We start from the raw sequence: 14,219 nt of genomic DNA, 5'->3' as shown, positions 1-14,219 counted from the left end.
GGGAGCCGCCTCTTTCCCAAGTCCCCCGCCCCGGCAGGCGGCTGCCCTGCCAATCATGATCTCAATCCACCGGCCTGCCTCTGCCAGGCCGTTCAAAGGAGTCACGAACCATGGAATACTTCCCCGCTCCACTGGAAAAACTGGTGGAACAGTTTGCCCGCCTCCCCGGCATCGGCGGCAAGTCCGCCCAGCGCCTCGCCTTTCATGTCCTGGGCCTTCCGGAAGAGGAGGCGGCGGAATTCGCCAACGCCATCCTGGACGCCAAGCGCTCCGTCACCTGCTGCCCGGTGTGTCAGAATTTCACCGCCGGAGGGCTGTGCCCCATCTGCGCCTCGCCCAAGCGGGACAGTTCCACCATCTGCGTGGTGACGGACCCCCGGGATGTGGCCGCCATCGAGCGGAGCCGGGAGTATAGTGGGCACTACCATGTGCTCCACGGCGTCATCTCCCCCATGAACCATGTGGGGCCGGACGACCTGTCCATTAAGCCCCTGGTAGAGCGGGTGGCCAAGGGCGGCATTCAGGAGGTCATCATGGCCACCAACCCGGACACGGAGGGGGAGACCACCGCCATGTACATTGCCCGCCTGCTGAAGCCCTTTGACGTGCGCGTCACCCGGCTGGCCTACGGCATCCCCGTGGGCGGCCATCTGGAATTCGCGGACAACGCCACGCTGACGCGGGCCCTGGCGGGCCGTCAGGATATTTGACGCTATGATCGAACGCCGCCCGGTTCGGGCGGCGTTTTTCTTTCCTAATGGTTAAAAAATTTTGCCTGTTCGTTAACTCCGCCTCCATTGTGGAATCTCCCGGGACATGCTATCCTAAAAACAGACAGGGCGCCTTGGACTTCTTTTGAGGAGGTTCGCAATGGAACCGAATATTGGAAATGTGATCTGTGACCTGCGGAAAAAGCAGGGCATGACCCAGGAACAGCTGGCGGAGGCGGTGGGCGTTTCCACCCCTGCTGTCAGCAAGTGGGAGACCGGCTCCAGCTGTCCGGATGTGGCGCTTTTGGCTCCCATCGCCCGGGCGCTGGATACGGACGTCAACACCCTGCTGTCCTTTACGTCCACGCTCCTCCAGGAGGAACTGCTGGGCGTGGTCAAAGAGGTACAGCAGCTGGCGGAGCAGGACGGCGCCGCCGCCATGGGCCGCATCCTGGCCTTCACCCGCCGCTACCCCACTGACACCCAGCTGCGCTTTCAGCTCGCCAGTATGGCCATGGGCTTTCCCCATTTCTACTGCTGGCCGGAGAAAACCACACAGGCCGCCTGGGATTTTGCGGAGCAGGGATTCGAGTATGTCCGCCAAAACGGGGAGAAGAAGCTGTGGCCCACTGTCACCTGCATGCTGGCGGGCCTGCTGCTGAACCGGGACAAACTGGACCGGGCGGAGTCCCTGTTGGACAGTCTTCCCATTATGCCCATGGCCTCCCAGATGCTGTACGCCCTTCTCTACCAAAAGCGGGGCCAGCCGGAAAAGGCCTGGGAGCAGGCCCGGACGCAGATGCTGTCCGGCGGTCAGACGGTGCTGCAGTCTCTGGCGGTGCTGGCCGCCTCCGATGCTCCGGACGCCCCCAGGGCGCTGGAGGCCTATGGCGCGGTGGCCCAGGCCCTGGGCTATCCCCCCTGTCTCCTGAATATCCAGCTGGCGGCCCATGCCATAGAGGCCGGCGATCCGGAAGGCGCTTTGGAAAAGCTCCAAGCGGCAGTCCGGGAATTGAAGGATGAAGCCGCGCAGGCGCATCCCCTGTGGAGCACCGTCTCTCCGCCCACAGCCTCCTATTACCAGAGTTTGAGCCGGATGCTGGAAAACAGTCTGCGGGCAGACCCCCAATTCCAGGTTCTGCGGGATGACCCCCGGTTTTTGGAGGTCCTCCGGCTTCTGGCCCCGGATGACGCATGATCTAAAAAAAGCGTCCCGATGCAGTGCATCGGGACGCCTTTTTGATTCCTCTCACATGAGGTTATACAGGATCTTGGCCATCTGGCCCCGGGTGATGTTGTTGTTGGGCTTGAAGCTGCCGTCGGTATAGCCGCTGATGATGCCTTGGGCCGCCATGGTCTGGATATAGCCGGCGGCATAGGCGGGGATCTTCTTGGCGTCGCTGAAGGTCAGCTCCACGGCGGCGTAGCCCTTCTCCTGGGTCCGGCCGATCATGGTGGCGGCCTGGGCCCGTGTCAGGGGATTGTTGGGGTTGAAATACATCCTGCCGTCCTTGCCGGTGGAGCCGTTGATGATGCCCTCGGTATACAGCGCCTTGATGGCGGGCACCGCGTAATCCGCGATCTTCCCGCTGTCGGCAAAGGGCAGTTCCACATGGGCGTACTTGCTCTCATCCAGCCCCAGATAGCGGTACAGCATCACGGCGAACTGGGCCCGGGTGATGTTCTGGTCAGGGCGGAACGTGCCGTCCGCATACCCCGTGGTGATGCCGGAGGTGTACAGATGGTCCACATAGGCGGCCGCCCAGTACCCCTTTGTATCCGAGAAGACGGGCACCCAATCCGCGGCCGCGGGGATGTCGCAGGAGGCCCGGCCGATGTTGCCGGAGCCATCCTTCGCCGTGACCGTGACCCGGTGGGCGCTGCCGTCCGCGGCGGGCAGCGCGGCGGAGAGGGTTCCGGTGGAGCTGTTGTACTGGAAAGCCAGCGCCTTGCCGTCATAGGCTGCGCTGACAGCGGACTGGGGCAGTACGCCGTCTACCGCGTCGCTGACAGTGCCGGTCAGGGATGTGCCGTTCACCTGTAAGGTCACTTTGGGCACCGTGTTATCCACGGTCCCGGAAAAAGTGGCCACCATCTGGTCGATATAGACGTACCCGCTGTCCGGCGACACCAGGGTGACCACGGTCTCACCGGTCTCCTCATCAATGGTCTCTGTGGTCAAGCCCTCCACCGCAAAGCCGGTGATGGCGTTGGTACCCTCCGGCAGCGACACGCTGTACTGTTTCCAATCCGTCCCCTCCAGGGTGCAGATGAGGGTCCTGCCGGTGGTGAAACCGTCGCTGGTCAGCAGATACAGGCTGTTCTGAACACCGCTGCCCCGGACCCACAGGTTCACCCCGGTGTAGATCATGGGAACGTCGTAGCTGGCGCCGGCCTCCACAGGTCCGCCGCTCAGGCCGCTGTAATCCAGCCGCAGCGCGCCCCTGCCCATCCGGGCGAGGTCCACGCTGTTGGTCCACTGGGGCGTGATGCCCATCCCGGCGGTCACCGTGCCTGTGCCGCTCTCAAAGTCCTCCACGGTCCTCAGGGCCATCTGGGACACCGTGACCTGCACCGAGGCGGTCCGCCCGCCGGCGGTAGCGGTAATGGTGCCGGTGCCGGGGGTGGTGGCGGTGAAGTTGCCCTGCCGGTCAATGGTGCCGATGTCCCCGGTCACCTCCCAGTCAAACGCCTCGGCGTCCGCTTTCAGGGCGATGTGGTTGTACGCGGCAGAGCCGGTGAGGGCCGTGGTGGTGCCCGGTACGGCGCTCAGCGTGGTGAGGATGGCGCCGCTGCTGCTGCGGATAGCTACATCCGTGGGATCCGCGATGGCATAGACCGTAGCGGTGCCCCTCTTCCTGCCGCTCTCAGCGGTGATGGTGATCTCTCCGCCCCGGCTGGGCGTGGTCAGCACATTGCCGTCCAGGTCCCCGGCGGAGGCATCCAGGTCATAGTCCCGGTCCATGGGGATGTAGTTGGTGTCCACCGCGGAGGCGGAGATGTTCACCCTGCTGCCCGCCAGGACATAGTCGTAGTCCGCGCTGACATAGAAGTGGCTCAGCTTGCCGGAGGGCTCGTTGTCCGCCACCAGGAAGATCTGGTTGGAGACCGACCGCTCGCCGCCGTCAGAGGGGGTGTTGACCCGGGCGGCCTCCAGCTCATCCGGCGCGGTGACGGCAAGCGTGGTAGAGCCGCCGCCATCCAGGCACAGGGCCGTCGTGCAGCCCAGCTCCATCAGGCGCTGGGCCACCTGGGTCATGGTGGCTCCGATGGAATGGCCGGACTTCCGGCCGTCGATGGTGTAAAACAGCAGCGTCCCGTCGGGTCTCTGTCCCACAGCGGTGCGGGGCGCCGCGCCGGCCTGCAGGCCGGCGGCCACACTGCCGTGCTCCACCAGGGAGTACAGTGCGCCCACGGCGTATTCCACGTCGTTCCACTCGTCGCTGGCGGCGGTGACTGTCAGGGTGATCTCCGCTCCCACGGGGATATTCCGCAGAGCGTCCACATGATAGGCGTCGGATTGAAGATTCGCGGACAGGACCATCTGGTCCTCCCGGATCGCTGTGGCGCTGGCGGACTCCAGGACCCGCTCCACCGTCAGCGTCACGGTCTCACCGATGGCCAGCTCCCCGTCCTCGATGGTGCAGACCACGTCCACACCGGCCTCCGTGGTGCCGGTGGTGTGTTTGGCGTTAAAGTCATACGTATAGAGATAGATGCCGCCGGAGGACACCCGCGCTTTGTTCACCGCGGTGATCTGGCGGCTGGCCTCTCCGGCCATCCCGGAGCCGTCATCCTCCTGATAGCCCAAGTCCGCTGTGACCTTCACGCCCGGCTTGCCCAGCACGGCGGAGCCGTCCTCCCGAAAGCCGATGGCGTAATACCCCGCGTCGCTGCTGCGGAGCACGCCCTCCGTGATGACGATGCCGATGGGCAGTCCGGTGTTCACATTGTAGAAGTCGCCGTTGATGCCCGCCACCACCCGGTAGTCCTCCGCCTCCAGCCGTTTCGCCATGGCGGAGATGGTGCTGCGGTCGGTGAGCACATCGCCGTAGGTGACGATGGGCGTCACCCGGTCATTGGGCGTGTAGGTGATCAGGTTTTCCGTGCGGCGGTCCGAATAGGATGTGCTCCAGAACACGTTGGTGGAGAGCTGGGTCTCCTCATGCAGCAGCGTGTCCTTCGCCGTCAGATCGTCGCCCAGGGCCTCCGACGCCGCGGCGGGCAGACTCAGGGCCGCGGTCAGGGTCAGTGCCAAAAACAGAGATAAGGTCTTGCGAAAAAGATGCTTCATAGATTTCCTCCAAAACGTCCGGAAGGTGTGGTCTACATAATGTCTCCTTAGAATATCACAAAGGCGCGGGAAAGTAAATGTCGATTTGGAAACAAAAATCTGCCGGGACCCCCAAAAAGCACTAATATTTCTAAAAAAGACGGCGCCGCCGTCCAAAAAGTTCCATTCCAAGAGAAAAAGCTTGGAGAACCCGCAAAACTGTATTATAATCAAAATAACTTGAAAAGCAGTAAAACGACTTTTCAAATGCCGCAGCGCGTATGCGCTGTGACAGGCCGCGGTACGCGGCCTGTAGTTAGATTTCACAGTCAATAACCGTGTGCTTTGCACACGGCGGGCGCAGCCCACTTGAAAAATCGCAAGCGATTTTTCAAGTTAATTGACTATACAATGGAGACAGCTCATCAAGGAGGACCAGCCCATGACCATCACCATCGACACCACCCGCTGCATCGGCTGCGGCATGTGCGCCTATGCGGTCCCCGGCGTGTTCCGCATCGTCGGAGCATACTCCACCGTCGCCGCCCAGCCGGAAAAGTCCCAGTTCTCCCGCGTTCGGGACGCCGCCAACGGCTGCCCGGTCAACGCCATTGGCCTCCGCCGGGACTGAACCGTCCGCCGTTCCGGCGGCAGCAAAAAAGAGCGCCCCGGCAAAATGCCGGGGCGCTCTCCTGTTTTCATTGGATTGACGGTCCTGGGTCAAAAGCTCAGCACTTCTCCACCACGACAGCGGTACCCATGCCGCCGCCGATGCACAGGGTGGCCAGGCCCTTCTTGGCCTCGGGGCGCTTCAGCATCTCGTGCACCAGGGTGACGATGATACGGGCGCCGGAAGCGCCGACGGGGTGGCCCAGGGAGATGGCGCCGCCGTTGACGTTGACCTTGCTCATATCGAAGTGCAGCTCGCGGGCCACAGCGATGGACTGGGCGGCGAAGGCCTCGTTGGCCTCGACCAGGTCGATGTCCTCGATGGTGACGCCGGCCTTGGCCATAGCGGCGCGGGAGGCGACCACGGGGCCAACGCCCATGATCTTGGGATCAACACCGCCCTGGCCCCAGCCGATCAGCTTGACCATGGGCTTCAGGCCGTACTTCTCAACAGCCTCGCCGGAGGCCAGAACGATGGCGGCAGCGCCGTCGTTGATGCCGGAGGCGTTGGCGGCGGTAACGCGCTGCTGGCCCTTGTCCTCGGCGTCCTGGAAGCCGGTGGGCTCAAAGGTATGGACGACCTCGGGGTTGGGGGACTCGGGACCCACGGGGAAGGCGCCCTTCAGCTTGGAGATACCCTCGGCGGTGACGCCGGCGCGGGGGAACTCGTCGACCTTGAAGTCCACGACCTGCTTCTTGACCTTTACAGGCACGGGCACGATCTCGTCGTCGAATCTGCCGGCTTTCTGGGCGGCCTCGGTCTTCTGCTGGGAGGAGGCGGCAAACTCGTCCTGCTCCTTGCGGGTGATGCCCCAGATGTCGTTGATGTTCTCAGCGGTGGTGCCCATGTGATAGTTGTTGTAAGCGTCCCACAGGCCGTCCTTGATCATCTCGTCCACCAGCTTCTTGTCACCCATGCGGGCGCCCCAGCGGGCGTCGTTGGAGACGAAGGGAGCGGCGCTCATGTTCTCGGTGCCGCCGCAGACCACGATATCGGAATCGCCGGCCAGGATGGAGCGGGCGCCCTCGATGACGGACTTCATGCCGGAGCCGCAGACCATGCCGACGGTGTAGGCGGGAACAGCGTAGGGGATACCGGCCTTGATGGAGACCTGGCGGGCCACGTTCTGGCCCAGACCGGCGGTCAGGATGCAGCCGAACATCAGCTCGTCCACCTGCTCGGGCTTCACGCCGGCGCGGTTCAGGGCTTCCTTGACCACGATGGCGCCCAGCTCAGCGGCGGGCGTGTTCTTCAGGGAACCGCCAAAAGAGCCGATAGCGGTTCTGCAGCAATTCACAATATAGAGATCTTTCATGGTGTTCCTCCGTTTTTTTCATTAGATTTTTTTGATTGGCGGCGATCCATGCCGCCTCGGATCCATAAAAAGTGGAGAAGTCTGTTTGTCAAACTTCTAACAGGATTGCCAAATTTTTGACAAATGGGCATATCCCAACTCCTCACAATTTTGATTATAGAGGCTTTTTCCCTCCACGTCAATGTAAATCTATTGGGTTTTCGAAAATTTGTTAAATCTTTGACATAATCCCTGCTATTTTCGTCAAGGTGACGAAAATAGCAGGGACTTCTTGTCTCAAGGGTCCTTTTCCGCCGTCCGTGCGGTCTCCAGAGCCTTGTAAAATCCGGCAACATCCAGCGTTTCGTATTCCTCCCGGGTCTCCACCGCCGCGTTTTCCGCAGCGGTCTGGAGCTGCTGGTCAAAATAGTCAGCGGATACGGTATCCGGATCGGTGGGCAGCCGCAGCAAAATAGAAAATCCCTCGCCGGACTCCAGGATGCCGGAGCACTGTCCCTCGGCCAATGTCCCGGCGGCCTCCTCCAGCACCGGGTCCAGCACGCCGTCGCCGGGATGCAGCGTCCGGGGGCCTGCCGTGTCGTCTCCCGCTGCTGCCAGCTCTGCAAATTTCGCAGCCTGGTCCGGTGCGCTGTTGAGCTGGGAAAAAAGCTCCGCCGCCTTTTGGCGGGCGGCCTCCCGGTCCGTTCCGGCGCTGACCAGGATGCGGTCGACCGTCAAAACGTTCCTGGCGGCCGCAAACTCCCGCAGCGCCTCCTGGTCCGGCGCCAGACCGCTGCCTGCGGTGCTGCAGAGGGCATAGAGCTTGGCATACATGTGGCCCACCCCGGACAGCTCCTCCGCCCGGTCCCGGTCCAGCCCCAGATTTGCCAACGCGTCCAGGTATGCCTCCTCTCCGCCGCGGTCCGCCGCCGTCTCCGCCCACTCCTCATCCAGCGCGGCCCGGTCCTCGCTGGTCAGGAGGCAGTCATACCGCTCCGCCCAGTTCTCCACCGTGGCGTACAGCGCGGTATCCGCCAGCGCCTGGTCCCGGGCATAGTCCGCCAGTGTCCCGCCGCCAAGGGGCGTATCCCAATCCGGCTTCAATCCGTTTTCCTCATACCGCTCCCGGATGCGGTCGCAGGTATAGGCCAGCCAGTACAGATACCGCCAAGCCGGCACCTCCCGGCCATCCACCGTCAGCAGCACCGCATCCTCCTGCATTCCCGCCGCCTGGCCCAAACACGATGTCTGGCCCTGGCTGTCCTCCCGGCCGCCGCAAGCGGTCAGCGTCAAGCACAGCGCCAGGGCCAGAATGATCACCCGCTTTTTCATAACGCCCACTCCTCCCCCAAGGTTGTCCCTTCATGTATATGCGGGGGAGGGAATTTCTAGAAGCACGGCGTGGGAATTCCCAACGCCTCACTTCTAATTTCCCATTATGACTGGCCTCCGGCCAATTTCAAGTCCTCCACCAGCGTCAGAGCCGTCTCCAGCACGTCGGCGCCGGGCTTCAGCTTCAGGGTCAGGGCAGGGGTGTCGCCTGCCGCCAGGGTCAGGCGGTATTTGTACTTGGCCTGGCCGCACACCGCCACCAGGGCCTCCGGGCGGAACACGCCCAGGACGAATTTCAGCACGTCCTTCTTCTGGGAGATATCCGAGACTCCCGCTTTCGCCGCGGCGGCGCGGAGCAGGGCCACGTCCAGCAGGGCCAGAACAGACTTGGGGGCCTCGCCGTAGCGGTCCAGCATCTCGTCCAGCAGGTCGGAGGCGTCCTCGTTGGCGCGAATGGCGGCGATGCGGCGGTACAGGTCCATCCGCTGTTCCGGTGAGGGCACATAGTGGTCCGGGATATTGGCGTTGACGGTGAGGTCCGCGGAGCACTCCGCCTCGATCTGCTTCTCCTCGCCCCGCTCCTCCAAAACCGCCTCTTCCAGCAGCTTGAGATACAGGTCATAGCCCACGCTCATGAGATAGCCGGACTGCTCCGGCCCCAGCAGGTTGCCCGCGCCCCGGATCTCCAGGTCCCGCATGGCGATCTTGAAGCCGGAGCCGAACTCCACGTACTCCCGGATGGCGGACAGCCGCTTAGCGGCCGTCTCCTGTAATATCTTCCCCCGGCGGTAGGTGAGGTAGGCGTAGGCCCGCCGGGCGCTGCGGCCAATGCGGCCCCGGATCTGATGGAGCTGGGCCAGTCCCATCCGGTCCGCATCCTCAATGATGAGGGTGTTCACATTGGGGATGTCGATGCCGGTCTCGATGATGGTGGTGCAGACCAGGATATCCGCCTCGCCGTCCACCATGGCCTGCATCACGGAGGACAGCTCCTGCTCGCTCATCTTGCCGTGGCCCGTTACGATGCGGACGTCCGGCCCCAGCATCTTCTGGATGCGGGACGCGGTGAGGTCGATGCTCTCCACACGGTTGTGGAGGTAGTAGATCTGCCCGCCCCGGGCCAGCTCCTTCCGCATGGCGTCCTCCAGAATGGCCCAGTCGTGCTCCAGCACATAGGTCTGCACCGGCTGGCGGTCGGCGGGAGGCTCCTCAATGGTGGACATGTCCCGCAGGCCGGAGAGGGCCATATTCAGCGTCCGGGGGATGGGCGTGGCCGACAGGGTCAGCACATCCACCTGGCGGCTCATCTCCTTCAGCCGCTCCTTGTGGGTCACGCCGAAGCGCTGCTCCTCGTCGATGATGAGAAGCCCCAGGTCGTGGAACTCCACGCCCTTCTGCAGCAGCTTGTGGGTGCCGATCAGCAGGTCCAGGCCGCCGCTCCGGGCGGCTCCCAGAATGCGCTTGGACTCCTTGGCGGTGGTGAACCGGGACAGCACCTCGATCTTCACCGGGAAATCCCTGAACCGCCCGCTGGCGGTGGCGTAATGCTGCTGGGCCAGTACGGTGGTGGGCACCAGGATAGCCGCCTGCTTTCCGTCCAGGATGCACTTCATGACAGCCCGGAGGGCCACCTCCGTCTTGCCGTAGCCCACGTCGCCGCAGAGCAGGCGGTCCATGGGCCTGGGCTTTTCCATATCCGCCTTGATGTCCGCGATGGCCCGCAACTGGTCGTCGGTCTCGGCATAGGGGAAGGCCTCCTCAAACTCCTGCTGCCAGGGGGAGTCCGGCGAAAAGGCAAAGCCGGGGCGGCGCTGCCGCTCGGCGTACAGTGCCGTCAGTCCCTTGGCCAGGTCCTTGGCCGCCTTCTTCGCCCGGGTCTTCTGCTTGGCCCACTCAGTGCCGCCCAGCTTGTTCAGCTTGGTCCGCTCCTGGTCCTCTCCGCCGCCGATGTACTTGCTCACCTGGTCCAGCTGGGTGGCCGGGACATACAGGCAGTCGCCTCCGGCGTAATCGATCTTGATGTAATCCTTTTCCACGCCGTCCACCGGCATCCGCTGGATGCCCGCGAACCGGCCCACGCCGTGGTGGACATGGACCACCAGGTCGCCGGGCGTCAGGTCCGTGTAGGACTGGATCTTCTGGCGGTTGGATTCCTTTTTCAGTTTCGCCCGCTTCTGCCCGGCGGCGGTGAGCTGGCCCTCGGTCAGCACCGCCAGTTTCAGCGCGGGCCACTCGCAGCCCGCGGACAGGGCGCCGATGGTGATGCGCACCTCGCCCGCCTTGGGCATCGCGGTATTGTTCAGGTCCAGAACGGCGGGGATCCCACGCTCCTCCAGCAGGCGGTGGAGGTTTTTCGCCCGGCTCTCCCCGGCGCACAGCACCAGCACGGCGCTGCCGCTGTTCCGGTAGTGCTCCAGGTCCGTGACCGCCGTCTCCAAACTGCCGCCGTAGGAGCTGAGCTGTCTGGCATTCATGCTCAAGAGGCCCCGGGGCCGCATGGGGTGCCGGGAGGTGGGCAGGGAATCCGCCATGATGACGGGGAACTCCTCCAGCGCGGCGTACAGTTCCTCGGAGGAGAGCAGCAGCTTCGCGTACTCGCCCGCCATGATGCCCGCCTCCAGCAGCGCCTCCACATCCTGTTTGTTTTGCAGAAGCGTGCTCTTCACCCGCTCGTCCACCCGGCCGCTCTCACTGAAAAACACCACCGCGTCGGCCGGCAGGTAGTGGACGCCCGCCGTCACCTCCGGATAGACGGCGGCCAGGTAGCGGTCCATGCCGCCGGGTTCCGCGCCGTTTTTCAGCCGCTCGGCATCCTCCCGCAGGCGGGCGGCGGTCTGCTGGGTCTTTTCCTTTTTCACCAGCTTGTCGGCCAGGGCGGACAGCTTCCGGCCCAGGCCCTCCAGGCCGTCCTCCGCGCTGCGGGGCAGCACCTCGGCCGCGGGGAGCAGCAGGGCGGTATCCACATTGGCCGTCCGGCGCTGGGTGCCCGGATCAAAGGCGCCCATGGAGTCGATCTCATCGTCGAAGAACTCACACCGCACCGGCTGGTCCATCAGGGGGGAGAACACGTCCAGGATGCCGCCCCGCAGGGCGAACTGGCCCACGCCCTCCACCTGACCGCACCGGGTATATCCGGCTGCCAGCAGGCGGTCCGCCAGCCGGTTCAGGTCCAGCCGTTCCCCCACCTTCAGCCGGATGGAGAGGTCCTTTAAAAGCGCCGGCGGCAGCGTGCGGGCCATCAGCGCGTCGGCGGTGGCCACCACCGTCCGGGCCGTGCCCTGGGACAGGGCGTACAGCGCCGCCAGACGGCTCCGCTCCCACTCCCGGGAGGACACCGCCCCCGGCCGGAACTGCCACTCCCGGGAGAGCAGCCGCACCGGCTCCTGACCGGTGAGCGTTTTCAGATCACCGGCCAGCTGGCGGACCTCCCGGTCGTCGCCGCAGATGAACACCGCCGGGCGGTCCGCCGCCCAGGCCACCGCGGCGCCCACACAGGCCCGCTGTACCGGCTGAAGGCCGTTTACCGCCGCAGGGCATCCGCCCTCCTCCACCCGGTGGACCAGCTCCGCCACCTCGGGGATCGTATGCAGTTGTTGGAGAAACTGTTCCATGTCACATCTATCCTTGTAAAAATTTGGAAGCTTTAAGCAGGGAGAGGGCGCACTCCGCCCTTGGGACGGGGTGTGCCTCGGAGGTCTTTCATAGTTTATTCCCGAACCGCTCACGCCATGCTCAGCAGCCGCTGGATCTCGGTGCAGACGGCATCCATATCGCAGCCGGAGAGCTGATACCGGGCATAGCCCAGGCTCAAATCGCCGATATACAGCGGCGTATAGAGCATGCCGTCGGAGCACAGGTTGAACTGCGCGTCCAACACCCAGTGATTCCCCTCAATGTGGGTCAAGCAGAAGCGGTAAAGCACCTGGCCCTCCGACGGATCTGTCATGATCCACCGGCAGCATCCGTTCAGGCGCATAGACGCCTCTGCCAGCAGGTCCAGCAGCGGGTCGATCTCCTCCCGGTCAGGCCGCGCCTCCCGGAATTCGTGTCCCGCTCCCATATTGATGGGGTACACATCGAAATCCGTGGCCTGTTCCATGTTGAAAAAGTCCGCGAAGCTGCGGGGCCGGAATGCCCATGCCAACGTCAGGAGGACCAATGCCAAAACAAATCCGCCGAAAAGATACTGCGCCCGTTTCTTTTCCATAGCGTTTCTCCTTGGTGAATCGCGCTGTCCGTCCCGGCAGACACGTCTGATCTTTCCGTTCAGTTAAAGTCGTTCATGGCCTTTTGGCAGCCGTTTTCAATGATGCATGCCGCCGCCTGGATGGCCCGCTCAAAGGCCTCCACCAGGATCTTCCGCTCCGCCTGGGAGGGCACACCGATGACCCAGCCGATCATATCGCCCTCCTCGCCCGGAGCGCCGGTGCCGATCTTGATGCGGGGGAAATCCTGGGTCCCCAGGTGGGCGATGATATTTTTGATGCCGTTGTGCCCGCCGGCGGACCCGGTGGGCCGGACCCGCAGCTTGCCAACGGGCAGGGATACATCGTCATAGATCACCAGCACCCGGTCGGGTGGAATCTTGTAGAACTGCGCGGCCTCCCGGACCGCCTCACCGGAGAGGTTCATATAGGTCTGGGGCTTCATCACCAGACATTTACACCCGGCAAAGCTCATGATGTTATAGGCGGACTTGAACTTCACCTTGTTCAGCTTCACGCCCTTCTGCTCCGCCAGCAGGTCCACGGTGAGAAAGCCCATATTGTGGCGGGTGTGCTCATATTTTTGGCCGGGATTGCCCAGTCCCACGATCAGCCAATCCACGGCGGAGGATTTGTTTCCGAACAGCATAGGGAAGCTCCTTTGATCATATGAAAATAGTCAGGCGGACCGCCGGAGAACAGCCCGGAAAGGCGGGAAAGTTTCCTTTCCCGCCTTATCTTTCCATGTATATAAAAGAGGGCGCCTGTATCAGCGGAACAGCTTGGAAATGGAGATCTCCTGATAGATGCGCTCGATGGCCTCGCTGAACATAGGCGCCACAGGCAGATACTTGATCTTGCTGCTGAGGGCGGGGTCAATGGGGGGAATGGTGTCCAGCAGCGCCAGCTCCTGGATGGGGCTGCTGTTCAGCCGGTCAATGGCGGGGCCGGACAGCACGCCGTGAGAGGCGCAGGCATGGACGCTCTTGGCGCCGCCCACCTCGATCAGCGCCTTGGCGGCGTTGCACAGGGAGCCGGCGGTGTCCACCAGATCGTCGAACAGGATGCAGTCCTTGCCGGCCACCTCGCCGATGACGTTCATGACCTCGCACTGGTTGGCCTTCTGGCGGCGCTTGTCCACGATGGCCAGGTTCATGTGCAGCTTCTGGGCAAAGGCGCGGGCGCGGGACACGGAGCCCACGTCGGGGGAGACCACCACCATCTCCTCGCAGCGGTCGCCGAACTTCTTGGCATAGTAATCCACAAAGATGGGATTTCCGGCCAGGTTGTCCACCGGGATGTCAAAGAAGCCCTGGATCTGGGCCGCGTGGAGGTCCATGGACAGCACCCGGTCAGCGCCTGCGGCGGTGATCATGTTGGCCACCAGCTTGGCGGTGATGGGGTCCCGGGCCTTTGCCTTGCGGTCCTGCCGCGCATAGCCGAAATAGGGAACAACGGCTGTGATCCGGCCGGCAGAGGCGCGCTTCAGCGCGTCGATCATGATGAGCAGCTCCATCAGATTGTTGTTGACGGGGGTGCAGGTGGACTGGACCACGAACACGTCACTGCCGCGGACCGTTTCGTACAGGGAGGCGAAAATCTCCCCGTCGGAGAAAGTTCCGACCTCGGATTCACCCAGCTTGGTACCCATCAGCTTGCAGATCTCCTCGGCCAGCTTGGGATTGGCATTGCCGGAAAACACCTTGATATCCTTGCCATGAGAAATCATTCCAAA

10 protein-coding genes are annotated in these 14,219 nt (G+C 63.3%); 3 read left to right on the top strand and 7 right to left on the bottom strand.

Going from position 1 to position 14,219, the window contains the following annotated elements; all coding sequences use genetic code 11:
- Window positions 1-110: 110 nt before the first annotated feature.
- A complete protein-coding gene (gene recR / locus Q0Z71_RS03100; protein ID WP_298018081.1) occupies window positions 111-710 on the top strand; it encodes a recombination mediator RecR in 600 nt (199 codons plus the stop codon).
- 160 nt (window positions 711-870) lie between these two features.
- Entirely contained in the window at window positions 871-1,908 is a 1,038-nt protein-coding gene (locus tag Q0Z71_RS03095) for a helix-turn-helix domain-containing protein (protein WP_298018078.1), read from the top strand.
- Window positions 1,909-1,959: 51 nt separating this feature from the next.
- On the opposite strand, the gene Q0Z71_RS03090 is transcribed toward Q0Z71_RS03095, so the two are convergent.
- The gene (locus tag Q0Z71_RS03090; RefSeq protein ID WP_298018075.1) at window positions 1,960-5,004 is read right to left on the bottom strand and encodes an S-layer homology domain-containing protein; all 3,045 of its coding nucleotides are present in this window, start codon (window positions 5,002-5,004) and stop codon (window positions 1,960-1,962) included.
- 421 nt (window positions 5,005-5,425) lie between these two features.
- Here Q0Z71_RS03090 and Q0Z71_RS03085 point away from each other — a divergent pair, with 421 nt between their 5' ends.
- The gene (locus tag Q0Z71_RS03085; protein ID WP_298018072.1) at window positions 5,426-5,614 is read left to right on the top strand and encodes a ferredoxin; all 189 of its coding nucleotides are present in this window, start codon (window positions 5,426-5,428) and stop codon (window positions 5,612-5,614) included.
- Window positions 5,615-5,711: 97 nt separating this feature from the next.
- On the opposite strand, the gene Q0Z71_RS03080 is transcribed toward Q0Z71_RS03085, so the two are convergent.
- From Q0Z71_RS03080 to Q0Z71_RS03055, 6 genes are all read right to left on the bottom strand, one after another.
- Window positions 5,712-6,968, bottom strand: coding sequence for an acetyl-CoA C-acetyltransferase (locus tag Q0Z71_RS03080; RefSeq protein WP_298018068.1), 1,257 nt, complete (start codon window positions 6,966-6,968; stop codon window positions 5,712-5,714).
- A 276-nt stretch (window positions 6,969-7,244) separates the two neighbouring features.
- A complete protein-coding gene (locus Q0Z71_RS03075) occupies window positions 7,245-8,279 on the bottom strand; it encodes a peptidylprolyl isomerase (protein ID WP_298018066.1) in 1,035 nt (344 codons plus the stop codon).
- Window positions 8,280-8,383: 104 nt separating this feature from the next.
- A complete protein-coding gene (mfd, locus tag Q0Z71_RS03070) occupies window positions 8,384-11,890 on the bottom strand; it encodes a transcription-repair coupling factor (RefSeq protein WP_298018063.1) in 3,507 nt (1,168 codons plus the stop codon).
- A 110-nt stretch (window positions 11,891-12,000) separates the two neighbouring features.
- Window positions 12,001-12,486, bottom strand: a complete 486-nt coding sequence (locus Q0Z71_RS03065) for a hypothetical protein (protein ID WP_298018060.1) — start codon at window positions 12,484-12,486, stop codon at window positions 12,001-12,003.
- A gap of 59 nt (window positions 12,487-12,545) precedes the next feature.
- Window positions 12,546-13,133, bottom strand: a complete 588-nt coding sequence (gene pth, locus Q0Z71_RS03060) for an aminoacyl-tRNA hydrolase (protein ID WP_298018058.1) — start codon at window positions 13,131-13,133, stop codon at window positions 12,546-12,548.
- 120 nt (window positions 13,134-13,253) lie between these two features.
- On the bottom strand, window positions 13,254-14,213 hold the full coding sequence (locus tag Q0Z71_RS03055) for a ribose-phosphate pyrophosphokinase (protein ID WP_298018055.1): 960 nt from the start codon (window positions 14,211-14,213) through the stop codon (window positions 13,254-13,256).
- Window positions 14,214-14,219: the final 6 nt, after the last annotated feature.

Origin of the sequence: uncultured Dysosmobacter sp., from assembly GCF_947631635.1 — a bacterium.
In the GTDB taxonomy this organism is placed as follows: domain Bacteria; phylum Bacillota; class Clostridia; order Oscillospirales; family Oscillospiraceae; genus Oscillibacter.
The sequence above is the reverse complement of the archived record's forward strand: the minus strand, read 5'-3'. Positions and strand labels throughout refer to the sequence as shown.

Excerpts from the sequence above, each read along its gene's own strand:
- recR (WP_298018081.1), top strand. The coding sequence starts at position 111 with ATGGAATACTTCCCCGCTCCACTGGAAAAACTGGTGGAACAGTTTGCC.
- pth (WP_298018058.1), bottom strand. The coding sequence starts at position 13,133 with ATGCTGTTCGGAAACAAATCCTCCGCCGTGGATTGGCTGATCGTGGGA.
- Q0Z71_RS03075 (WP_298018066.1), bottom strand. The coding sequence starts at position 8,279 with ATGAAAAAGCGGGTGATCATTCTGGCCCTGGCGCTGTGCTTGACGCTG.
- Q0Z71_RS03085 (WP_298018072.1), top strand. The coding sequence starts at position 5,426 with ATGACCATCACCATCGACACCACCCGCTGCATCGGCTGCGGCATGTGC.
- Q0Z71_RS03095 (WP_298018078.1), top strand. The coding sequence starts at position 871 with ATGGAACCGAATATTGGAAATGTGATCTGTGACCTGCGGAAAAAGCAG.
- Q0Z71_RS03090 (WP_298018075.1), bottom strand. The coding sequence starts at position 5,004 with ATGAAGCATCTTTTTCGCAAGACCTTATCTCTGTTTTTGGCACTGACC.
- mfd (WP_298018063.1), bottom strand. The coding sequence starts at position 11,890 with ATGGAACAGTTTCTCCAACAACTGCATACGATCCCCGAGGTGGCGGAG.
- Q0Z71_RS03055 (WP_298018055.1), bottom strand. The coding sequence starts at position 14,213 with ATGATTTCTCATGGCAAGGATATCAAGGTGTTTTCCGGCAATGCCAAT.
- Q0Z71_RS03065 (WP_298018060.1), bottom strand. The coding sequence starts at position 12,486 with ATGGAAAAGAAACGGGCGCAGTATCTTTTCGGCGGATTTGTTTTGGCA.
- Q0Z71_RS03080 (WP_298018068.1), bottom strand. The coding sequence starts at position 6,968 with ATGAAAGATCTCTATATTGTGAATTGCTGCAGAACCGCTATCGGCTCT.